This is a genomic window from Streptomyces sp. NPDC022910 (assembly GCF_055561075.1).
On sequence record NZ_JBVHHL010000069.1, the window covers coordinates 1 to 22,942 of the forward strand.

Consider the following 22,942-nt stretch of genomic DNA (forward strand, 5'->3'; position numbering starts at 1 on the left):
GAGTTCGAACGGACCATCACCGAAGCACGCAAGAAGAGCGACCAGAGGTGCCAGGCCGCATAGGAGAGGTCTCTACGAAACCAGGGGATTGACAGCACGACGACCCCCTCCACCCGTTCACGGGTGCCCACCCCAGGACAGCCTGTTCGACGGCTGCCCCTCCCTGTAGGTGCCCGGGCGGGTCGGTCGGCGAGGGAGGGAAGACCGGCCCGCCCGGGAGATCAAAGGTGTGTCGGCTACAGACCCACGTCGCGGCTGCGGATGTCCTCCAGGGATTCTCGTCGGACCAGGAGGCGGGCGAGGCCGTCGCGTACGGCGGCCACCGGAGGGCGGCCGACGAGGTTGTAGCCGGAGGCCATGGACAGGTGGTAGGCGCCGGACACCGGTACGGCGAGCAGATCACCGGGGCGAACGTCAGCGGGGAGTTCCACGTCCGCGGCCAGCACGTCGCCCGCCTCGCAGTGCCGGCCGACCACGGTGACCGGGGCAGTGGCCGCGGCGCTGTGCCGACCCACCAGTCGCGGTGCGTATCGGACGCCGTACAGGGCCGGCCGCGGGTTGTCGCTCATGCCGCCGTCGACGGCTACGAAGACGTGGTCACCCGAGTGTTTGACGGTCAGGACGCGGTACAGGGCGACCCCTGCCGGGCCCGCGATGGCCCGGCCCGGCTCGATGATCAGGCGGGGTACCGGAAGTCCTGCGGTGGCGCAGGCGTCGGCGAGTTCCACGCGGACCTTGCGGGCCAGTGCTGTCAGGTCCAGGGCCTCCTCGCCGGGGCGGTAGGCGATGCCGTGGCCGCCGCCGAGGTCGAGCTCGGGCAGGATCAGGCCGTGCTGCTCGTGCAATCGGGTCATCAGGCCGACCATCCGGCGTACTGCGACCAGGTACGGCTTGACGGATGTGATCTGCGAGCCCAAATGACAGTGCAAGCCGGTGAGTTCGAGCTGAGGTTGGTCGAGTATGCGGGCGATGGCGTGCTGGGCGTAGCCGTCGGAGATGCTGAGGCCGAACTTCTGGTCGTCGGTGCCGGTGCGGATCTTCTCGTGGCCGCCCGCGGTGATACCGGGTACCACCCGGACCATCACCTTCTGGTGGCCGTCCGGGCCGACGGCGGCGGCCAGGCGCGCGATTTCCGAGGGGCTGTCGATGACGATCCGGCCGACACCGAGGCGCAGGGCGGTGTCCAGGTCACGCGGGGACTTGGCGTTGCCGTGCAGCACGATCCGTTCGGGCGGGAAGCCGGTGTTGACGGCGAGTTCGAGTTCGCCGGCCGAGCAGACGTCGAGGCCGAGGAGCTCCTCGTCCATCCAGTGGGCCATGGCCCGGCACAGGAACGCTTTGGCGGCGTAGAGCACTTCGGCGTCGGGGAAGGCGTTCAGGTAGGTACGGCAGCGGTCGCGGACCTCGGCCTCGTCCAGGACGTAGACGGGGGTGCCGAAGCGGTCGGCCAGTTCGGCGAGCGGTACGCCGCCGACGGTGAGGTCTCCGTGGGGGGACTCGGTGGTCGAGGCGGGCCACACCGACAGATCGGTGAACCTGCTGGTCGCGGTGGGTTCGTGAACCGTGGTCATCGCGCTTTCCCTCTCAGACGATCTTTGCGATCCGCAGTGCGGGCATCACGTGGGCGACCGGCGTGGGGGCCGGGGCGGTGAACTGCGGGTCCACCGTGACGGTGGTGACGCCAAGTGGGGCGGTCAGGGCACGGAGGGCAGGCTCGGCGAGCCAGATCCACGCCTGATCGGGGCCGAGGGTGGCGGTCAGCCGGCAATCGGAGGTGAAGCCGACGGCGGTCCGCTCGCCGAGTGGGGTTCGGAAGAGCCGGGCGGCACATCCGCAGAGACCCGGCCGGACCGGGACGTACAGGGGTCCGGCCGGGAAGGGATCGGAGGGCTCGGGGTCTTCGCCGTAAAGGAGTTCTGCCATGGGGTGCCTCCGGAAAGGCAGGGAGTGAGGGGTGTGATCGCCCCGGACGCGGGGAGGCTGACCGGGGCTCGCCGTCGACGTTATGCCCGGTGCCCCGGGGTCCCGGGCATGCCCTGACGGGACGCTGACGACGTTCGGGGCGACCTTGACGGGACGCTGACGCCCCAGGTCAGAGGGCACGGAAAGGGTCGTCAGAAGGACGCCAAGAACTGGCGTACGGACTGTTCGAAAGCCGCGGTGCCGGGGTGAGATGGAAGCGGTTCCCAGGAGAATCGCCGGCCGTGAACCCTTCCGTCGGCGTGTGCAGAACGGTGAATGAGATGTCCAAGTACCGCCCGTCCTCAGCCGCCCGCGTCGTGGTGGGAGTGAGCGGCTCGCTGGGCAGCCTCACCGCGCTGGGCCAGGCGGCCGAGGAGGCACGGCGCAGAGGGGCCGAGCTCTGGCCGGTGCTGGCGTGGGAGCCCCCGGGTGGGGACCCGACCGCCCGCAGGACACCGGTCGCGACCGCCATGGTCCCGGAGTGGGAGCGGCTGGCGCGGGAGAGGCTCGTCGGGGCGCTGCGTGAGGTGTTCGGCAGCGTGGACACCGGTCTGCCCGGTCAGGCGCTCGTCGCGCGGGGCGCCCCGGGGCCGGTGCTCGTACGGATCGCCGACCGGGAGGACGACCTCCTGGTGGTCGGTGCCGGACGGCGGGGCCGGCTGCACCGGGCCCTGTGGCCGTCGGTCGGCCGCTGCTGCCTGGCCCACGCCGCCTGTCCCGTCCTCGCGGTGCCACCGTCGCCGCTGCAGGCCGCGCTGGCGGCCGTGCACCGCCGCAACACCTGGCGGCTGCGGCTGGACACCGGGGACATGCACAGGGAGTTCGAGAGGGTGCCGCCAGGCGCCTGAGGTGTGCTCAGGTGGTGGCCGCCGCCGGTAGGTCCGGCTGTCCCGGTCGGGGGCCCGTTGCCGTCGGCAGGGCGAGCACCATGGTGAGGCCGCCGCCGGGTGTGTCCTCGGCGTGCAGCGTGCCACCGAGGGCTTCAGTGAAGCCCCGGGCGACCGCGAGGCCGAGTCCGACTCCGACACCGCGGGGCGCGTCGCCGTACCGCTGGAAGGGTTCGAAGATGCGGTCCTTGGCCTCGTCCGGGACGCCGGGCCCACGGTCGACGACCCGTACTTCGACCCGGTCGGCGAGAGCGCTCGCGGAGATCAGGACCTTCTCCCCCGGTGGGCTGTATTTGACGGCGTTCTCGACGACGTTGGCGACGGCCCGCTCCAGCAGTCCCCGGTCGACGTGGACCATGGGCAGGATCTCGGGGATGTCCAGTTCCACCCACTCCTCCGGATTGGGGACCCCGCCGAGCGCCATGGGAACGACCTCGTCCAGGTCGGTCTCGCGGATGATCGGGGTGACCGTGCCGGTCTGCAGGCGGGACATGTCGAGCAGGTTGCCGACGAGGTGGTCGAGCCGGTCGGCGCCCTCCTCGATGGCCTCCAGCAGTTCCGCCTGGTCCTGTGCGGACCACTCGACGTCATCCGACCTGAGCGAGGTGACGGCGGCCTTGATACCGGCGAGCGGGGTGCGCAGGTCGTGGCTGACGGCGGCGAGCAACGCGGTGCGGATGCGGTTTCCCTCGGCCAGTTCCTTTGCCCGGTCGGCCTCGCTCTGCAGCCGCTGGCGGTCCAGGACGACGGCGGCCTGCGCGGCGAACGCGGCCAGCACCCGGCGGTCGGCGGCGGGCAGCACCCGGCCGCGCAAGGACAGGGCCACGTGGTCGCCGACGGGTACGTCGACGTCGGCGTCCTCCGGGATCTCGGCCGGCCGGGGTCCCACGCTGCCGGCGCAGGTCCAGGGAGCCGTCTCGCCGGAGCGCTCCAGCAGGGCCACCGACTCCATGCCGAAGGTCTCGCGGACCCGTTCCAGCAGCGCCTCCAGGGTGGTCTCACCGCGCAGGACGTTGCCCGCGAGGAAGGACAGGATCTCCGACTCGGCGCGCAGGCGGGCCGCCTGGTGGGTGCGGCGGGCCGCGAGGTCCACCACCGAGGCCACGGACACGGCGACCCCGAAGAACACCGCAATGGCGACGATGTTCTTCGGGTCGGCGATCGTCCAGGTGTGGACCGGCGGGGTGAAGTACCAGTTCAGCAGCAGCGAGCCGACCACTGCGGAGGCCAGCGCCGGGAAGAGGCCGCCCAGCAGGGCCGCCGCCACCGTCAGCGTCAGGAACAGGAGCATGTCGTTGGCGAGGCCGACGTCGGGGGTGGCGCTGGTGAGCAGCCAGGTCAGCAGGGCCGGGCCGAGTACGCCGACGGCCCAGCCCCAGATGAGCCGGGAGCGGCCGAGGCGGGCGCCGCGCGCCGCTGGCAGTCCCCGTCCCTTGCCCGCCTCGTCGTGGGTGATGAGGTGGACGTCGAGGTCGGGGCCGGAGTCCCGGGCGACGGTGGCGCCGACGCCGGGTCCGAAGACGTACTGCCAGCTGCGGCGGCGGGAGACGCCGAGGACGATCTGGGTGGCGTTGACGCCGCGCGCGAAGTCCAGCAGCGCGACGGGTATGTCGTCGCCGACGACGTGGTGGAAGGTGCCGCCGAGGTCCTCGACGAGGGTGCGCTGGTCGGCGAGTTCCTTCGGGGAGGCTGCGGTGAGGCCGTCGCTGCGGGAGATGTAGACGGCGAGGACTTCTCCGCCGGCGCCCTTCTCCGCCAGGCGGGCCGCACGCCGTATGAGGGTGCGCCCCTCGGGGCCGCCGGTCAGCCCGACCACGATCCGCTCGCGCGAACCCCAGATGGTCGAGACGCGGTGCTCGCTGCGGTACTCGTTCAGATACTCGTCAACCCGGTCGGCCACCCAGAGCAGGGCCAGCTCCCGTAGCGCCGTCAGATTGCCGGGCCGGAAGTAGTTGGACAGGGCCGCGTCGACCTTGTCCGACTTGTAGATGTTTCCGTGCGCCATACGGCGGCGCAGGGCCTGCGGGGACATGTCGACCAGTTCGATCTGGTCGGCGCGCCGTACAACCTCGTCCGGCACGGTCTCCTGCTGGCGGATGCCGGTGATCGACTCGACCACGTCGCCCAGTGACTCCAGGTGCTGGATGTTGACCGTGGAGATTACGTCGATGCCGGCGGCGAGCAGCTCCTCGATGTCCTGCCAGCGCTTGGCGTTGCGCGAGCCGGGGATGTTGGTGTGCGCCAGTTCGTCCACGAGGACGACGGCGGGGGCGCGCCGCAGTACGGCGTCGACGTCCATCTCGGTGAAGACGGCGTCCCGGTACTCGATCTCCTTGCGCGGCACCTGTTCCAGGCCGTGCAGCATCACCTCCGTACGCGGCCGGTGGTGATGCTCCACGAAGGCCACGACACAGTCGGTGCTCCGCTCGATACGGCGGTGCGCCTCCGACAGCATGGCGTACGTCTTGCCGACGCCGGGTGCCGCGCCGAGGTAGATCCGGAGCTTGCCGCGTGCCATGTTCACCCTTCGAAGCGATAGCCCATGCCGGGCTCAGTGATCAGATAGCGGGGGTGGGAAGGGTCGGTTTCCAGTTTGCGCCGCAGCTGGGCCATGTAGACGCGCAGGTAGTTCGTCTTGTTGCTCTGCGTGACACCCCAGACCTCCTGCAAGAGCTGCTTCTGGGTGATCAGCCGTCCCGGATTGGTGACGAGGATCTCCAGCAGGTGCCACTCGGTCGGGGTCAGCCGCACATCCCGCCCGTCCCGTACGACCTTCTTCGCCAGCAGGTCCAGGGTGAAGGCATCCGTCTCCACGAGCGTCGTCTCGGGAACCAGCGGTGTGTCCTCCGTCCGGCGGACGGCCGCCCGCAGCCTGGCCAACAGCTCGTCCATGCTGAACGGCTTGGTGACGTAGTCGTCGGCGCCGGCGTCAAGGGCGGCGACCTTCTCGTCGGACGCCTGGCGGGCGGACAGCACCATGATCGGCACGCGGGTCCAGCCGCGCAGCCCCTTGATGATGTCGACGCCGTCCATGTCGGGCAGGCCGAGGTCGAGCAGGACCACGTCGGGCTGGCGCGCGGCGGCGAGCCGGAGGGCCGTGGCCCCGTCGGGGGCCGCGTCCACCCCGTAGTGACGTGCCTGCAAGTTGATGACGAGGGCCCGCACCAGCTGCGGGTCGTCCTCCACCACGAGCACCCTGGTCATGGGTGTGTGCCTCTCCTGTCATACGTCGCGCCGCACGCGCCAGAGGCAGGGCGACCGACGTCATGGCTGCGGGAGCCGGCGGTCCCGGGTTGCGTACCGGACCGCCGACTCCCGTGTGGGTCGCGTAAGACCGTCACCGCTTTGCTGCGAGGGCCTTGAGCGCGATGTTGAGTTCCAGGACGTTCACCTGCGGCTCACCGATGAAGCCGAGGGTGCGGCCGGTGGTGTGGTCCTTGACCAGCTTCTCGACCTGGTCGACCGAAAGGCCGTTCTTCGCGGCGACCCGGTGCACCTGGAGTTCGGCGTACTCCGGGGAGATCGCCGGGTCCAGGCCGGAGCCGGAGGAGGTCACCGCGTCCGCGGGGACGTCCGACGACTTCACGGTGTAGCCGGGCACCGAGTTGTCCTTCACCACGGCGCCCTTGGCGGCGAGCACCTGGGCGCAGAGCGTGCCGTCGTCGGGCTTGTCCGGGCACTTGCCGTTCACAGCGCCGCTGTCGGCGGACAGGTTGGTGGCGCCGGACAGGATCAGCTTGTACTGCGTGTTGACGCTGTTGGCGCCGAGGCCGTTGGCCGGGCGGCCCTGGAACCACTTCAGGTCCGGGTCCGGGGTCTGCTGGCCCTGCTTCAGCGGCAGGTTGTACGCCTGCCCGATCAGGGACGAGCCGACGACCTTGCCGTCTGCCTTGATCTCGGAGCCGTTCGCCTTGTTGCTGAACAGCCCTTGGGCGATGCCGGTGACGACCAGCGGGTAGATGACGCCCGTCACCAGGGTCAGCACGAGGAGGGCGCGCAGGCCCGCCCCGAGCAGCCGGACGGTGTTGGTAACCGAGTTGTTCATGGCGATCAGCCGATTCCGGGGATGAGGGAGATGAGCAGGTCGATGATCTTGATGCCGATGAACGGGGCGATCAGTCCGCCGATGCCGTAGATCCCGAGGTTCCGGCGCAGCATCTTGTCGGCGCTCATCGGCCGGTAGCGCACGCCCTTCAGGGACAGCGGCACCAGCGCGATGATGATCAGCGCGTTGAAAATGACGGCCGACAGGATCGCGGAGTTCGGCGAGGACAGGTGCATGATGTTGAGCTTGTCCAGGCCCGGGTAGACCGCCGCGAACAGCGCCGGGATGATCGCGAAGTACTTCGCGACGTCGTTGGCGATGGAGAACGTCGTCAGCGCACCGCGCGTGATCAGCAGCTGCTTGCCGATCTCCACGATCTCGATCAGCTTGGTCGGGTTGGAGTCGAGGTCGACCATGTTGCCGGCCTCCTTGGCGGCCGACGTACCGGTGTTCATCGCCACGCCGACGTCCGCCTGGGCGAGCGCGGGCGCGTCGTTGGTGCCGTCGCCGGTCATCGCGACCAGCTTGCCGCCGGCCTGCTCCCGCTTGATCAGGGCCATCTTGTCCTCGGGAGTGGCCTCGGCGAGGAAGTCGTCGACGCCCGCCTCCTCGGCGATCGCCTTGGCGGTCAGCGGGTTGTCACCCGTGATCATGACCGTCTTGATGCCCATGCGGCGCAGCTCCTCGAACCGCTCCCGCATGCCCTCCTTGACGACGTCCTTCAGGTAGATGACACCCAGCATCCGAGCGCCCTTGTCGTCCTTGACGGCGGTGAGCAGCGGGGTACCGCCCGCCTCGGAGATGCGGTTCGCTATGGCGTCGGCGTCCTCCGCGACGGTGCCGCCTTCCTCCTTCACCCAGGCGATGACCGAGGCCGTGGCGCCCTTGCGGATCTTCCTCCCGTCCACATCGACCCCCGACATACGGGTCTGGGCGGTGAACTCGATCCACTCGGCGCCGACCAGCTCGCCCTGGTGCCGCTCGCGCAGCCCGTACTTCTCCTTCGCCAGCACGACGATGGAGCGGCCCTCGGGGGTCTCGTCGGCCAGCGAGGACAGCTGGGCTGCGTCGGCGACCTCCGCCTCGGTGGTGCCCTTGACCGGCACGAACTCGGCGGCCTGGCGGTTGCCGAGGGTGATGGTGCCGGTCTTGTCCAGCAGCAGGGTCGACACGTCACCGGCGGCCTCGACGGCACGCCCGGACATGGCGAGCACATTGCGCTGCACGAGGCGGTCCATGCCCGCGATGCCGATCGCGGAGAGCAGGGCGCCGATCGTGGTCGGGATCAGGCAGACCAGCAGAGCCACCAGCACGACCATGGTCAGGTGCGTGTGGGCGAAGGTGGCGAACGGTGGCAGGGTCGCGACCGCGAGCAGGAACACGATCGTCAGCGAGGCGAGCAGGATGTTCAGCGCGATCTCGTTCGGCGTCTTCTGCCGGGCGGCGCCCTCGACCAGGTTGATCATCCGGTCGATGAAGGTCTCACCGGGCTTCGTCGTGATCTTGATGACGATCCGGTCGGACAGCACCTTCGTACCGCCCGTGACAGCGCAACGGTCACCGCCGGACTCGCGGATGACCGGAGCGGACTCACCGGTGATCGCCGACTCGTCGACGCTGGCCACGCCTTCGACGACATCGCCGTCACCGGGGATGATGTCGCCGGCCTCGCAGACCACCAGGTCACCGATGGTCAGCACGGTGCCGGGGACCTGCTCCTCGGAGCCGTCCTTCAGCAGCCGGCGGGCGACCGTGTCGGTCTTGGCCTTGCGCAGGGTGTCCGCCTGCGCCTTGCCCCGGCCCTCGGCCACCGCCTCCGCCAGATTGGCGAAGATCACCGTCAGCCACAGCCAGGCGCTGATGGTCCAGCCGAACCACTGGCCCGGGTGCTGGAAGGAGAAGACAGTGGTCAGGATGGAGCCGATCCACACCACGAACATCACGGGCGACTTGACCATCACCCGCGGATCGAGCTTGCGGAAGGCGTCCGGCAGCGACTTGACCAGCGCCTTGGGGTCGAAGAGGCCCGCTCCGACACGGCCCTCGGCGGGCTTGTGCCCGGTCGGCGCGTCCTGGTGGGGCGCAAGGGTGGGAGTGGACATGGAGTCCTCGTGCTTCTTGATGTCGGTCGTCATGACGCCAGCCCCTCGGCCAGCGGACCCAGCGCGAGAGCCGGGAAGTAGGTCAGACCGGTGATGATCAGGATCGCGCCCACCAGCAGACCGGTGAACAGCGGCTTCTCGGTGCGCAGGGTGCCCGCGGTCACCGGCACCGGCTTCTGCTCGGCGAGCGAGCCGGCCAGCGCCAGCACGAACACCATCGGCAGGAAGCGGCCGAGCAGCATCGCGAGCCCGGTCATGGTGTTGTACCAGTCGGTGTTCGCGTTCAGACCGGCGAAGGCCGAACCGTTGTTGTTCGACGCGGAGGTGAACGCGTACAGCACCTCGGAGAACCCGTGCGCACCGGAGTTGAGCATCGAGTGCGGCGGGGTCGGCAGGGCCATCGAGGCGGCCGTGAAGACCAGCACCAGGGCGGGGGTGATGAGGATGTAGCAGGCGGCGAGCTTCATCTCGCGGCCGCCGATCTTCTTGCCCAGGTACTCGGGCGTACGGCCGACCATCAGACCGGCGATGAACACCGCGATCACGGCCATGATCAGCATGCCGTACAGGCCGGAGCCGGTACCGCCGGGCGCGATCTCGCCCAGCATCATGCCGAGCATGGCGATACCGCCGCCCAGGCCGGTGAAGGAGGAGTGGAAGGAGTCCACCGCGCCGGTCGAGGTGAGGGTCGTGGAGACGGCAAAGATCGACGACGAGCCGACCCCAAACCGGACCTCCTTGCCCTCCATCGCGCCGCCGGCCGCCTGGAGCGCCGGGCCGTGGTGGGCGAACTCGGTCCACATCATCAGGGCGACGAAGCCCAGCCAGATGGTGAACATCGTGGCGAGGATCGCGTAACCCTGCTTCACGTTCCCGACCATCACGCCAAAGGTGCGGGTCAGCGAGAACGGGATCACCAGGAGCAGGAAGATCTCGAAGAGGTTGGTGAACGGGGTGGGGTTCTCGAAGGGGTGGGCGGAGTTGGCGTTGAAGTAGCCGCCACCATTGGTGCCGAACTCCTTGATCGCCTCCTGCGAGGCGACCGCGCCGCCGTTCCACTGCTGCGAGCCGCCCATGAACTGGCCGACCTCGTGGATGCCGGAGAAGTTCTGGATGGCGCCGCAGGCGACCAGGATCACCGCGGCGATCGCCGCGCCCGGCACCAGGATGCGCAGCGTGCCGCGCACCAGGTCGGACCAGAAGTTGCCCAGCTCACCGGTGCGCGAGCGGGCGAAACCACGCACGAGCGCTACCGCGACCGCGATACCCACCGCGGCGGAGACGAAGTTCTGCACGGTCAGACCGGCGGTCTGTACGACGTGACCCATGGTCTGCTCGCCGTAGTACGACTGCCAGTTGGTGTTGGTCACGAAGGACACGGCCGTGTTGAACGACTGCGCCGGGTTGACCGAGGAGAAGCCCATCGAGCCGGGCAGCACGCCCTGGAGCCGCTGGAGCAGGTAGAGGAAGAGGACGCTGACGGCGGAGAAGGCCAGCACACCGCGCAGGTACGCGGGCCAGGTCATCTCGGTGTCAGGGTTGGCACCGATGGCCTTGTAGATCCACTTCTCGACGCGCAGGTGCTTGTGCGAGGAGTAGACCTTGGCCATGTAGTTGCCGAGGGGAACGTAGGCGAGCGCCAGTGCGCCGATGAGGGCGATCAGCTGGAGCACGCCGGCGAGTTCAGGGCCCATATCTGTTTCTCAGAACCTCTCCGGGAAGATCAGGGCGAGGACGAGATAGCCCAGCAGGGCGACGGCCACGACCAGGCCGACGACGTTTTCGACGGTCACAGCTTCGTCACCCCCTTGGCGACAAGGGCCACCAGCGCGAAACCCGCGAGCACGGTGACGACGAAGGCCAGATCGGCCATCGCGAACTCCTGGAGTGAGGTTCGGTGAATCGGACGTGTAAGAGGAAAGCGCGTCTCTGGCCGGTTCTGGTCGTCCGTTGACGACCCTCATACGGCCATCAGGGCACCTTTGACGGGACTCTTACGGCCGCTGACCCGTACCGGTCGGTAGGCAGGTGTGACAGCCGGTGACCTGGCTCACAGCCGGAAGCGAAGCCTGCAGATCACCGCGTCCGTCTCCCCCCGCACCGCGTGCGCGACGACCGCACCCCGCTGGTTCTGCAGCAGCCGCTGCCACAGCCGCTCCGGCTCGGCCTCCGGGATCAGCACGGTGACCCGGGTGCCGGGCTCGGCGGCGGCCACCTCACGGACGTACGCGGCGATGGGGCGGCCCAGGCTGCGCCGCTCGCACGCCAGCCGAACCAGTTCCACGCCCGGGTCCCACTGCGCCCAGGCGCGCTCCAGCGCGTGCAGCTGGGCCCGGTCCTCGGGGTCCGGGTAGCAGACGGTCACGGCGCGCACCTCGTCACCAAGGGAGGCGGCCGCGGTGAGGGCCTCCGAGGTCAGCCGGGACAGGGTGGACACCGGGACGACGACCAGCGACCGCTCGCGGTGCGGGGTCTCCGGGATGCGGCCGAGCCCGAGGCGCTCACCGATCCGGCCGTAGGCGCGGTGGACGATCCCGAAGCCGGCCACCAGCAGCGGGAGCGCGACGACGATCAGCCACGCCCCCTCGGCGAACTTGCTCACCGTGACAACGACGCTCGCGACGCCGGTGAGGACCGCGCCGAAGCCGTTCAACAGCGCCTTCCCGCGCCATCCCGGCCCCCGCTCCAGCCGCCAGTGCCGGACCATCCCCACCTGGGCGATCGTGAAGCCGACGAAGACACCGATGGCGAACATCGGCACCAGGGTGTTGGTGTCGCCGCCGGAGAAGACCAGCAGCGCGGCCGAGGCAACGGCGAGGGCCAGAACACCGTGCCGGTGCACCTGGCGGTCGGCCTTCAGGGCGAAGACGTGCGGGGCGTAGTTGTCGCGGGCAAGCAGCTTGAGCAGCACCGGCAGGCCGCCGAAGGAGGTGTTGGCGGAGAGCGCGAGCAGGATCATCGTCGCGAACTGGATGACGTAGAACGCCCAGTTGTGGCCGAGGGAGGCGTCCGCGAGCTGGGCGAGGACCGTGACACCAGCCACCGGCTGGAGGTGGAAGCGGCCGATCAGCACCGACAGGCCGATCAACATCAGACCCAGTACGGCGCCCAGGGCGATTTCCGCGCGCTGGGCCCGGCGCACCCGCGGCACCCGGAAGGACGGGACTGCGTTGGCGATGGCCTCCACGCCGGTCAGCGCGGCACACCCCGAAGCGAAAGCTTTCAGCAGAAGCAGCGCGCCCACGGAGGAGGCGTTGTCCGCAACAACCGAGGCGTGCCCGGCCGCGGTAGCCGTGCTCACCGGGTGGGAGCGGAACAGGCCGACAGCGATGAGCACAAAGATCGAGCCGACGAAGACGACCGTCGGGACGATGAACGCCTTCGCGGACTCCACGATCCCGCGCAGGTTCACCGCAGTGATCAACGCGAGCACCGCCAGGCACAGCCACAGCCGGTCGCCGTAGAGGGAGGGGAAGGCGGAGGTCAGGGCCGCCACACCCGCCGTCACCGCGACGGCGACGTTAAGCACGTAGTCCAGCACCAGCGAGGCGGCGGCCACCAGGCTGGTCCGCGCCCCCAGGTGCGTCTTCGCCACGGCGTACGACCCGCCGCCGTCCGGGAAGGCCGCGATCACCTGCCGGTAGGAGGCCACCAGCACCGCCAGCAGGGCCGCGATGGCCAGCGTCACCGGCATCGTGAAACCGAGACCGTGCGCACCCGCGCCGGCCAGGACCAGGACGATCGCCTCCGGGCCGTACGCCACCGACGCCATCGCGTCCAGCGACAGCGCCGCGAGCCCCGTAACGGCGGTCAGCCGATGCCGCTCCCCGGTATCAGGCGGCTCCTCGCCGGCGGGAACGGCATCCGGCTGCTCAGTGGTCAGAACGGACATGGGTGCGTGCTCCTTACTTCTTTCCGCTGCGCACGATGGTTGAGAGGTACGCGAGTGCACTCAGGTTCTGACCGTTTCCAGCCGCTTCCGGCCCTTCCTTGCGGCATCTTCGCGCCCATCCAGCCGACTTTGACGCGATCTTGGCGGCCGTCTCCGTCAGAGCCGTATCAAGGTCCGTCGCTCGGGCTCTCCCGGTGACTACGGTGTCCGCCATGGCACGCCCTGACGGGTCCGGTGAGGTGGCGAACGACCTCGACTGGACGAGGCAGTTGAGGAGCGCCGTCCGTTGCGCCGGCGTTCTGCTCGCCCTGCTGCTCCTGGTCGACTGGGGCACCGGCAGAATTGCCCTGTGGCGCACCGCGCTGTGGTGCGCACTCGCCGGGCTGCTGTTCGTCGTGCTTTTCCCCGCCCGTGTGTCCGCAGGCCGGAATTGGCTGGCCTCACGCCGACTGGTGCGCGAGCAGCGTGTGCGGACGGACTTGCTGGTGTCGGTTCGCTGCCTGGACGGCGTCTCCCCGCAGCTCGTGCTGCGGGACGCGATGGGCGGCCGGGTCCACATCGATCCCGAGGTCCTGGTGCGCAACCCGCACCTGTGGTTCCGCCTGCACGAGGGCGCGCGCAAAGCGGCGGCCGACGGCCTGCTGCTGTGCGGGCAGACCGCGCTGCGCCGCCTGTCGGCCCGCATGGACCGCGAGACGGCACGGGCCGTGTTCAAGGCGTCCGGGCTGGACTAGTGGTACTGCTCCGGAGTCTGTCGCGGCCGCTGGTCACGCTGCTCGATGGTGTGTTCAGGGCAGGGTTCCGCTGAAGCGGATGAACGGCTGGACACCGGCAGCCATAGCGGAACCCGCCCCGCCAACTACGGGCTGGTCAGGGCTCAGTCCCTCCGGTTCGCCGGATGCGGCTGCACTCCTGTCATGAGGATGTCCAGCCCGCGCCGCGTCGTCGCCAGGACCACTCGGTCACCGGCCCTCAACACGCGGCCCTGCGACGGACGCCAGTCGAAGCCCGACCGGTCCAGACGCAGACCGGTGAGGGTGTCCATGGACGACGGGTCCGCGGCAGCTCCCGCGGCACCGACGGCGAGCACCCGCCACTCGTTCTCCCGGAACGCCTCATGCACCGACCGCCCTTCCAGTTCGGGATGCCCGGCCACGTCCACGCAGGTGAACAGCAGCGAGCCCCGCTCCACTGGCATCACGCCCAGCACGTGGCGGCCCATCATGGCGGCGGCGAAGGACGGTGCGGCCAGTGCGGAAACGCTTCGGCTGCGGGTGAGCGCGTCCGGGTACGAGGCGCGCAGGGTCCGCTGGACGGTCGCCGCCAGATCGTCGTCGTACAGCCGCATGACCACGCGCACGGCGGGGTTGCTCTCCCGGACGGCCATGACTATGTCCAGGTTCTGGCCGTCGTCGCGGGTCAGGACCAGCAGCGAGCTACTGCGCCGGACGCGGGCCAGGTCGAGCACGCCGGGAGCGGTGGCATCCTGCAGGATCAGCGGTACGCCCAGTTCCCGCGCGAACGCGACGCCCCGCGCGTGCGGATCACGTTCGATCACCACGACCTGGTGGTCCGTGGTGCGCAGCCGGGCCAGCACCCGCGTACCGATCTTCCCGAGGCCGACGAGGACGATGTGGCCGGTCGTGTCCTCGTCGGGCGGATGGCTCGCGGAGGCTGCGCGGAAGGCTTCGGTGGCGTTCAGTGTGGCGGCCACGACGAGCGGCAACACGGCCAGGCCCACGAAACCCGCCACCAGCTGGAGGATGCGGCGGGCGACGGGCTCGGCGGTGGCCGGGTCGCCCATCGTGAAGATGTCCAGCATCGGCAGGTACAGGTTCTTCCACCACGGGTGCTCGTCCGCGAACAGCGCCGTGGCGGCGGCCAGGGCCAGCACCATCGCGCCGAGCGCGCCGAAGACGGCCGTGACCTCACGGGAGAGAAACACCCTTAACGGCAGGTGCGCGAGCCGTGCCCGCAGCCAGGCGCCGGGGCGGACGCGCAGTCGTCTGGGCGCCGCTTCGAGCGCGTGCTGATGGGTGACCTCCTCGAGCATCAGCCGGCCGTGCGTGAACTGACGGTGGTACGCGGTCCGGGTGTCCGGCAGCAGCTGGGTGCCCTCCTCGCCGGGGGTCTCCGGGCTGTCCTGGCTCGCCGGGTCGTCCTGGTGGGCACCGGACAGTACGGCGAGCGTGGCCAGGTCGGTGGCCTGCGCCGGTGTCCCGGCCGGGCGGACGACGCCTCGGAAGACCTTGCCCTCGACCTGAAGGGTGTGCCCGTGGCCGACGGCGGCTGCCGCGACGAGTTCGGGTACGGCGGTGTCGGCGTCGGACAGCACCGTGGTGGAGGTGTCCTGCACCGTCTCCCCGGACAGACCCGCGGCCCGGTCCAGCAGGCGCTCCAAGTGCTGGCCGCGCTCGCGGTGGAACATTCGCACCACCAGCCGTATCGACGGGTTGAGGGTGCGGGCCAGCAGGGCGGCGGTCATGTTGACCTGGTCGTCGCGGTAGGTGAGGGCGAGCGCGGCGGCCCGCTCCACCCCGGCGGCCCGCAGGGCCCGCTCGTCCGGGCGTACGGAGACGAGCTGCTCCACCGGCGACCGGGGATCCTCGTGCAGCGCGGCGATCCCCGCGCCGTACTCGTCGTCCCGGGACGGCACCACCACGGTGACGACCTCACCGCACACGGCGTCCAGTTCGAGGGCGAGCCGGTGCGCGAGTCCGTCGTCACCGCAGATCACCATGTGCTGCGAACGCTGTCCAAGTTCCGGCCGGAGATGGAGAGTTGACGTCACATCAGAGAGGAACGGCGGGAGGTACGACGTCGTTCCACCGGGCGGCCCGTCCGGCGTCAGGATCCCGTCAGGGAATCCGCCGAGCTTGCCTCATCACCCGCGTACCGGCCCTGCCGTGTCCAGCGCGGCGCCCGTCTGGTCGGCCAGGGTGACGGCGACGAGCCGCGCCTGGAGTGGGGGTACGGCGCCCGGTCCGGGGCTGAGCAGGAAACGGCCGAGGTAGCGGCCGTTGCCGTACGCCCGGAGTTCGATCTCGCCCTCGGGCCAGCCGTCGGTGTCGGGGTTCCAGCTGCGCCGGCCGACCATCACGCTGCCGTCCTTCTCCAGGCGCGGCGGCCTGCCTACCAGGCTGCCGTACTCGAAGCGGCAGGCGCGCAGGTCGAGCAGGTCCGTCAACTCGGTGCGGACGTGATCGACCACGGTGTCCGCCGAGTTGGCGGACTGGGCCAACGCGGCGGTCCGGTGGATGCGCGCCAGGTGGTCCGCGTCGGTCACGGTCATGACTTCCAGTCGGCGGGCGTGGGCCGCGAGCTGGGAGACGATCACGCCGACGACCAGCAGCAGTACCGCCGTTTCGATGTCCGCTGAGGCGTTGATGTCGAAGGTCTGGTACGGCCGGGTGAGGAAGAAGTCGAACCAGGCCGCCGCCGACAGGGCCGCGACCACACCCGCCGTGCGACTGCCCAGCGCGGCCACCGCCACGACCACCACGACGAGGATCAGGGCGGCGTTCGTGTGCGACAGGCTCGTACGGAACGGGACGAGGGCGAGCGCCACCAGGAACGGGGCGCCCAGGCCGGCCGCCAGGGCGAGCCGGTCCCTCAGTGGCCAGGGGTGAGCGGGACTGTGTGTGCGGTGGAGCCTCCAGGCGCCTGTCTCCGTGCTCATCGCGCACCTCCTGCGCTCTGCTCGGTGGGTTCGGCCCCTACGCTCTGGTCGGAGATCGGCAGCGACACGACCATCGTAAGGCCGCCGCCGGGCGTGTCCTCGGGGCTGAGGGTGCCGTTCATCGCCTCGGTCAGCCCCCGGGCGAGGGCCAGGCCGAGGCCGAGTCCTGTGGTGTTGTCGGTGTCGCCGAGCCGCTGGAAGGGCTCGAAGATCCGCTCGCGGTCGGTCTGAGGCAGCCCCGGCCCTCGGTCCACGACTCGCAGCTCCACCTGGCCGGCCAGGGCGCTGGCAGTGACCATCACCTTCCGCCCCGGTGGGGTGTGGCGGGCGGCGTTGCCGACCAGGTTGGCGATCACGCGTTCGAGCAGCGGCGGGTCGGCCAGCACGGCCGGGATGTCCTCGACGTCGGCGACCTCGACCTCCGGCACGTCGACCAGTGCCATGGGCAGGACCTCCTCCAGGGAGGTCGCCCGCAGATCAAGAGTGAGGGCGCCGGCCTCCAGGCGGCTGAGGTCTAGGAGGTTCTCCACCAGGCGGTTGAGCTTGGCCATGGACTCGTCGGCGGTGGCGAGGAGCTCGTCGCGGTCCTCCTCGGAGAAGGCGACGTCCCGGCTGCGCAGTGAGGTGACGGCGGCCCACCCGGCGGCGAGCGGGGTCCGCAGGTCATGGCCGACGGCCCGCAGCAGGGCCGTACGCAGCCGGTCGGCGGCCTTCACGGGCTCGACCTCGGCCGCCGCCTCGGCGAGCCGGGCCCGCTCCACCGCGGAGTTGACGTGCGCGGCGAACGCGGCCAGCACCCGCCGCTCAGAGGAGGAGAGGGTACGGCCGCGCAGCACCAGGTACGTCCCCGGACCGGCCGGCACCACGGTGGCTCCGTCGGAATCGGGTGGCTCGTCCGCCAGCTCGGTCGACTCCATGCCAAAGGTCTCGCGCGTCCGCTCCAGCAGGGCCGGAATCGTCGCCTCCCCGCGCACGATCGTCCCGGCCAGCGACGACATCGTCTCCGCCTCGGCGGTGGCCCGCGCCGAGCGCCGGGACAGCCGTAGGGAGCGGTCGACGACGGCGGCCACGGTGGCCGCGACGACCGCGAACACGGCCAGCGCCAGCAGGGCGTTCGCGTCGTGCAGAGTAAAGGATCCGATGGGTGGGACGAACCAGTAGTTGAGCAGCAGCGATGCCGTCACCGACGCGATCACCGCCGAGGCGACCCCGCCTATGCAGGCCACCCCCACCACGGCCAGCAGGAACAGCAGGGCCTCGCTGGTCAGGTCCAGCGTTCCGCGCAGCTGGGCGAGACCGGCGGTGAGCAGCACCGGCAGCACGAGGCCGGCCACCGGTCCGGCGATCAGCCGCGCCGTGGACAGCGTGCGCCGCCGGGACGGCAGCAGGGTGCCGCGTCCGGCCCGTTCATGGGTGACGCGGTGGACGTCGATGTCGCCGGACAGCTCCGTCACGGTCTCCCCCGTTCCGGGTCCGGTCAGGAACCGCTGCAGCCGGCCACGCCGGCTGGTGCCCAGCACCAGCTGGGTGGCGTTCTCAGCACGCGCGAACTCCACCAGTGCCGTGGCCACGTCGTCGCCGACCACCGAGTGATAGCTGCCGCCGAGGTCCTCCACCAGCCGGCGCTGCCGGGCCAGCGAGGCGGCCGAAACGCCGCCGGCCAGGCCGTCGCTGCGGGTCACGTGCACCGCGAGCAGATCGCCGCCGGCCGACCGCGCGGCGATCCGGGCGGCCCGCCGGACCAGCGTGTCCCCTTCCGGCCCTCCGGTCAGGGCGACGACCACCCGCTCGCGGGTTTCCCAGACGCCGCCGATGCCGTGCGCCGAGCGGTACTCCTGCAGCGCCTCGTCCACCCGGTCGGCCACCCACAACAGGGCCAGCTGCCGCAGCGCGGTCAGATTGCCGGGCCGGAAGTAGTTCGCGAGAGCCGCGTCGATCTTCTCGGGGGCGTAGATGTTTCCGTGCGCCATGCGGCGCCGCAGCCCCTCGGGCGGCATGTCCACCAGCTCGATCTGCCAGGCCCGGCGTACGACCTCGTCGGGCACGGTCTCGTGCTGCGGGACACGGGTGATCTTCTCGACGACGTCGTTGAGGGACTCCAGGTGCTGGATGTTCACCGCGGTGATCACGTCGATGCCGACGGCGAGAAGGGCGTCGATGTCCTGCCACCGCTTGGCGTTGCGGCCCTCGCCCGGGATGTTGCTGTGCGCGATCTCGTCGACGATCGCCACCTGCGGGCGCCGGGCGAGCACCGCTGCCAGGTCCATCTCCTGGAAGCCCCCGCCGCGATAGGTGCAGGACGCACGGGGGACGACCTCCAGGCCGTCGAGCATCGCCTCCGTGTGCGGGCGGCCATGGCACTCCACGAAGCCGACCACCACGTCCGCCCCTCGGGCAGCGCGGCGGCGCCCCTCGTCGAGCATCCGGTAGGTCTTGCCGACCCCCGGGGCCGCGCCGAGGTAGACCTTCAGTCGTCCGGGTCGTACGTCACTCATCGCTGCCGACGCGCTCCGCTCACTGGATCAACTCCCCCACGGTGAAAGGGGCTGCTCCTAAGGAAGCCCTTTCGAGGGCCGTCCGGGATACGTCTTAGCGCTTCCTTGGCGCCGATCCCGAGGACCTTGACACTGCCTTGGCGTGACCTGGGCCGATAGGGTGAGGGCAGGTGTGCCGGGAAGTCTGGTCGGCAGGGGAGCCAGGGCGGCTCCCTTTTTCAGCCCCAGGGGGACGGCATGCGGAGCGTCGGCACGGTACTCGCGTTGGTCATCCTTGCCACCGTGGTGGCGACCTTCGCCCGCCGCTGGCACATACCCGCCCCCTCCCTGCTGGTCGTCGCCGGCCTCGCGGTGGCGCTGCTGCCGGGCACCCCCCAGATCGAGATCAGCCCCGAGATCATCGGCCTGGTCGTCCTGCCGCCGCTGCTGTACGCGAGCGCCGAGGACATGCCCTGGCGGGAGCTGCGCGGGGTGTGGAAGCCGGTCGGGATCCTCGCCATCGGCCTGGTGCTCGCCTCGGCAGCGGCCGTCGGCGCGGTGGCCGCCTTGGTCACGCCGCTGTCCTGGCAGATGGCGTTCGTCCTGGGCGCGGTGCTGGCCAGCACCGACCCGGTGGCGGTCACCGCCCTCGGCCGCCGGCTCGCCCTGCCGCCCAGGGTGCAGGTCCTGGTCCAGGCGGAGAGCCTGTTCAACGACGCCACCTCCCTGGTGCTGGTCCGGGTCGCGGCGGGCATCGCGATCGCCTCGGCGGCGGCGAACTGGGGCGCGGCGGGTGGCCAGTTCCTGCTGCTGGCCGGCGGCGGCACGGTGATCGGAGCGGCGGTGGCCGGCGTGGTCACGCTCATCCGGCGGCGCACCGAGGATCCGGTCCTGGAGACGGTGATCGCCCTGGTCACCCCGTATGCCTCATATCTGCTCGCAGAGGCCGCGCACACCTCCGGCGTGACCTCCTGCGTGGTCGCCGGCGTGATCCTGGGCGGGCACGGCGACCGGCTCACCAACGCCCGCATACGACTCCAGCTGCACGCCGTGTACGGCACGGTGGTGTTCCTGCTGGAGAGTGTCGTCTTCTCCCTGATAGGGCTGGCCCTGCCGGCGCAGGTGCGGTCCTTGGCCGACGGTGACCGGGCCTGGCCTCTCTACGCCCTCGCCGTCGCCGCCACCCTCATCGCCGTACGCCTGCTCTGGCTCGCGCCGCTGTCGGCGGTCGTCCAGCGCAAGGGCGGGATCGGCCGCCTGAACTGGCGCATACCGATGGTCCTGACCTGGGCGGGCACCCGCGGCGTGATGCCGCTGGCTGCCGCCCTGTCCATACCCGAGATCGCCAAGAACGGCACCCCGCTCACCGACCGGCCACTGGTCCTGGTCCTGACCACCTCCGTCGTGGTCGTCACCCTCGTCGGACAGGGCTTCACGCTCGCCCCGGTCGTCCGCGCCTCCGGCATCGCCCTGGAACCCGCCCACACCGCCCGCGAGGAGACCCAGGCCCGCTCCCACCTCGCCCATGCCGGGCTCGCCCGTCTTGAGGAACTGGCCGAGCTGGAGGCCGTACCGGACATCGTCCTGGACCGGCTGCGCCGCGGCCTGAACGCCCGACTGGAGGACGCCCGTGACCGCCTCGCCGAGCACAACGGCACCGCCGTCGCCACCGAATCGGCCGACCTCGTCTACCGCCAGCTGCGCCGCGACCTGATCGCCGTCGAGACGTCGGAACTGCAGCGCCTGTACGACACCCACCGCATCAGCGACACCACCCGCCGCCGCCTCCAACGGTCCCTGGACCTGGAAGAGGCGAGGCTGGCGGATGCCTAACGGAACTCCGCCAGCCGCGGCCGCAGCCCCAGCGCGGTGAGGGCCATCGCCGCGAGCAGCAGGCCGCCCGCCCAGGGAAGCAGGCCGCTCACCGCCGCCCGGCCGTCCCGCACCGACGAGGTGAAGTGGGCGCGGTTGATGTCCGTCACCTTGTCCAGGGCGGCCATCCAGGTGCCGAAGTGCGCGTTGGAGGTGCCGGGTTTCCAGTCCATGCAGAACTCCACCGCCTCGCGTTCCTTCCCGGCCGCCAGCAAGGCGCGGATCTTGCGGTCATCACGCTGGTAGACGGCGTACGTGTCCACCGTCCTTTCCGCCGCGGCCCGCTCGCCCGGGAAGGTGATGTTGTCCAGCTCACGCCGGAACTCGCCGGTGAAGCGCAGGTCATGGTGATCGGTCTCGTACGTCCGCCAGCTGGTGGACAGCCCGTCGTCGTATGTGTCGAGGGTCGCGCCTCGGATGCCGTAAAGCTGCTGGGACTTGGAGAGGAACGATTCCGCGTACTGCTCGCGGCGCTGGGGGTCGAGGAGGTAGCGGCTCTCGTCGGCGTTGGCGTCGTAGGCGATGGCCCGCGCGCGGGAGAGGGCGATGACGGAGTCGAAGGCGTCGCGGCGGGCGCCACGCAGATCGTCGGACGAGGATGTCAGCATCTGCGCGCCGAGGATCACCGCGAGCAGGGTGCACAGTGTGCCGGCGAGGAGCGGCGGGTTCAGGATCCGGTGGAAGCGGCGGGCCAGGTACCACTGGAGGAGACCGAGAACGACCAGCAGGAGCAGGCTCAGCGCGGCGGTGGCCGCCAGCTGGGCGGCGAGAGTCGAACGGGCAGCGGTGTACTCCGTGTCGAAGGCACGGTCGTTGGAAGCCACCAGTGTGCGGGACTCGGGCAGCAGTTTGCCCTGCAGCAGGTCGGTCGCCTTGCGGTAGTCGGCCAGGGCGGCCGGTTTGCCGTCGGCGTGCCCGTCGTTCTCCAGGGCGCGGCCGATCAGCTCCTGGTACTCGGCGAAGTCATCGGTCAGGTTCTCGACGGTCTTCTCGCCGGCCTGGTCGCCTTGGGCCGCGACGGCGAGGGTGCGCAGGTCGTGGCCGATCTCGCGCCGGGAGCTGCCGTAGAAGCCGACCGCTTTGTCATAGGGGATCTGCAGACGCCCCTTCCCCGCATCGCCGCTCGACAGCAGAATGTTGGCGGCCTGGGCGTCCATGTCGTTCAGGGCGAGGTTGAGGTCGGCGGCGCTGGTGGTGCGCGGGGCGTCCCGTCCGGCGACGCTGTCCCAAGTGCCTTTCGCGGCGAGCCCGGCGACGAGCAGCAGCGCCGCCACGGCGGTGGCGAGCAGGAGCGTGGCCGCGCGCAGAAGGCGCAGCCGCGCGGGCACGGTGGCCCAGAAGCGGCGGCGCAGAGCGGCCCGCACGGCCACGGCTCGCTGCCCCAGGCGCAGCCCCGGACCCGGTCCGGCCGTCCGCGAATACCCTCGTCTTCGCGGTCCGGGGCTGCCCCCGGGCTTGGCGACCACAGTCCGTGGCAGCGCTCCTTGCTCGGTCCGAGGACCCTGCGCTGATCCGGCCGTGATGGTCACGGTCCCTCCAACGTCACTGCCACGGACGGTCGCCCGTCCCCCGTTGCTGATCAGTCTGCGACCGAAAATCGGCCACCCTGGCTCGCCTTGACGACTCTCTGATGGCGAATCAGCTCCATTTGACGGCACCTTGACGTCGGCCTTCGTGGCGCCGTATGAGTGCCGCAAATTCGGTGTTCTTCACGCCGTCCGAAGCAGCGAGCGGGACTAGATTCACTGTCGGCCGCCGCCGGGGCCACGGACGTCAGTGGCCCCTCCCGACGAGCGGAGTCCCCACTCCGCCCTGACGCGAAGGCGGTCCGGTCCGTGTCCGAGGGGGCGCGCATCCGCGCACGGCGTCCTGTCGTCGCCTCATCGCCGGCGCTCGTGCGCCACCGTGCGGTGGCGGGGGCCCCGCCCCCCCCCGCCCGCGGCCCCAGGCCCAGGCCACCCGCAACGCCCCAACGTGTCCCAGCGTCCCGCGCCCCCCCCGACGGCCCCCCCCGCACGCCCCCCACACC

16 protein-coding genes are annotated in these 22,942 nt (G+C 70.6%); 3 read left to right on the forward strand and 13 right to left on the reverse strand.

Annotation, left to right across the window (positions count from 1 at the left end):
* Window positions 1-236 precede the first annotated feature (236 nt).
* Both lysA and ACZ3TS_RS36965 read right to left on the reverse strand, forming a co-directional pair.
* The gene (lysA, locus tag ACZ3TS_RS36960; RefSeq protein ID WP_467626310.1) at window positions 237-1,571 is read right to left on the reverse strand and encodes a diaminopimelate decarboxylase; all 1,335 of its coding nucleotides are present in this window, start codon (window positions 1,569-1,571) and stop codon (window positions 237-239) included.
* A gap of 13 nt (window positions 1,572-1,584) precedes the next feature.
* Window positions 1,585-1,923, reverse strand: coding sequence for an SAV_915 family protein (locus ACZ3TS_RS36965; RefSeq protein ID WP_467626311.1), 339 nt, complete (start codon window positions 1,921-1,923; stop codon window positions 1,585-1,587).
* Between the two features lie 320 nt (window positions 1,924-2,243).
* Between ACZ3TS_RS36965 and ACZ3TS_RS36970 the strand changes: the two genes are divergently transcribed.
* Window positions 2,244-2,810, forward strand: a complete 567-nt coding sequence (locus ACZ3TS_RS36970; RefSeq protein WP_467626312.1) for a universal stress protein — start codon at window positions 2,244-2,246, stop codon at window positions 2,808-2,810.
* A 7-nt stretch (window positions 2,811-2,817) separates the two neighbouring features.
* Here the strand turns inward: ACZ3TS_RS36970 and ACZ3TS_RS36975 are convergent, their stop codons facing one another.
* The 7 genes from ACZ3TS_RS36975 to ACZ3TS_RS37005 form a co-directional block, all read right to left on the reverse strand.
* On the reverse strand, window positions 2,818-5,367 hold the full coding sequence (locus ACZ3TS_RS36975; protein ID WP_467626313.1) for a DUF4118 domain-containing protein: 2,550 nt from the start codon (window positions 5,365-5,367) through the stop codon (window positions 2,818-2,820).
* 2 nt (window positions 5,368-5,369) lie between these two features.
* Window positions 5,370-6,053, reverse strand: coding sequence for a response regulator (locus tag ACZ3TS_RS36980; RefSeq protein WP_467626315.1), 684 nt, complete (start codon window positions 6,051-6,053; stop codon window positions 5,370-5,372).
* Between the two features lie 133 nt (window positions 6,054-6,186).
* Window positions 6,187-6,894 (reverse strand): potassium-transporting ATPase subunit C, encoded by a 708-nt coding sequence (locus ACZ3TS_RS36985; RefSeq protein WP_467626316.1) that lies wholly within the window; start codon window positions 6,892-6,894, stop codon window positions 6,187-6,189.
* A gap of 5 nt (window positions 6,895-6,899) precedes the next feature.
* Window positions 6,900-9,029 carry a potassium-transporting ATPase subunit KdpB gene (gene kdpB / locus ACZ3TS_RS36990; protein ID WP_467626317.1) on the reverse strand — a complete coding sequence of 710 codons (2,130 nt, stop codon included), beginning with the start codon at window positions 9,027-9,029 and terminating at the stop codon, window positions 6,900-6,902.
* The gene (gene kdpA / locus ACZ3TS_RS36995; protein WP_467626319.1) at window positions 9,026-10,690 is read right to left on the reverse strand and encodes a potassium-transporting ATPase subunit KdpA; all 1,665 of its coding nucleotides are present in this window, start codon (window positions 10,688-10,690) and stop codon (window positions 9,026-9,028) included. Before kdpA ends, kdpB begins: the two co-directional genes overlap by 4 nt.
* 9 nt (window positions 10,691-10,699) lie before the next feature.
* Window positions 10,700-10,789 carry a K(+)-transporting ATPase subunit F gene (kdpF, locus tag ACZ3TS_RS37000; protein ID WP_037770757.1) on the reverse strand — a complete coding sequence of 30 codons (90 nt, stop codon included), beginning with the start codon at window positions 10,787-10,789 and terminating at the stop codon, window positions 10,700-10,702.
* Between the two features lie 257 nt (window positions 10,790-11,046).
* Window positions 11,047-12,888: an APC family permease gene (locus ACZ3TS_RS37005; RefSeq protein WP_467626320.1), complete on the reverse strand. Its 1,842-nt coding sequence runs from the start codon at window positions 12,886-12,888 to the stop codon at window positions 11,047-11,049.
* Between the two features lie 212 nt (window positions 12,889-13,100).
* Here ACZ3TS_RS37005 and ACZ3TS_RS37010 point away from each other — a divergent pair, with 212 nt between their 5' ends.
* A complete protein-coding gene (locus ACZ3TS_RS37010; protein ID WP_467626322.1) occupies window positions 13,101-13,622 on the forward strand; it encodes a hypothetical protein in 522 nt (173 codons plus the stop codon).
* Window positions 13,623-13,765: 143 nt separating this feature from the next.
* On the opposite strand, the gene ACZ3TS_RS37015 is transcribed toward ACZ3TS_RS37010, so the two are convergent.
* From ACZ3TS_RS37015 to ACZ3TS_RS37025, 3 genes are all read right to left on the reverse strand, one after another.
* Complete coding sequence (locus tag ACZ3TS_RS37015) at window positions 13,766-15,628, reverse strand: NAD-binding protein (protein WP_467626323.1); 1,863 nt, start codon at window positions 15,626-15,628, stop codon at window positions 13,766-13,768.
* A gap of 144 nt (window positions 15,629-15,772) precedes the next feature.
* A complete protein-coding gene (locus ACZ3TS_RS37020; protein WP_467626324.1) occupies window positions 15,773-16,567 on the reverse strand; it encodes a DUF4118 domain-containing protein in 795 nt (264 codons plus the stop codon).
* Window positions 16,564-19,062 carry a sensor histidine kinase gene (locus tag ACZ3TS_RS37025; RefSeq protein WP_467626326.1) on the reverse strand — a complete coding sequence of 833 codons (2,499 nt, stop codon included), beginning with the start codon at window positions 19,060-19,062 and terminating at the stop codon, window positions 16,564-16,566. The genes ACZ3TS_RS37020 and ACZ3TS_RS37025 overlap by 4 nt, the downstream gene beginning before the upstream one ends.
* Before the next feature lie 237 nt (window positions 19,063-19,299).
* On the opposite strand from ACZ3TS_RS37025, the gene ACZ3TS_RS37030 reads away from it, so the two are divergent.
* Window positions 19,300-20,874, forward strand: a complete 1,575-nt coding sequence (locus ACZ3TS_RS37030; RefSeq protein ID WP_467626327.1) for a Na+/H+ antiporter — start codon at window positions 19,300-19,302, stop codon at window positions 20,872-20,874.
* Here ACZ3TS_RS37030 and ACZ3TS_RS37035 read toward each other — a convergent pair.
* Entirely contained in the window at window positions 20,871-22,283 is a 1,413-nt protein-coding gene (locus ACZ3TS_RS37035) for a hypothetical protein (protein WP_467626328.1), read from the reverse strand. The two genes, ACZ3TS_RS37030 and ACZ3TS_RS37035, sit on opposite strands and share 4 nt — an antisense overlap.
* Window positions 22,284-22,942 lie beyond the last annotated feature (659 nt).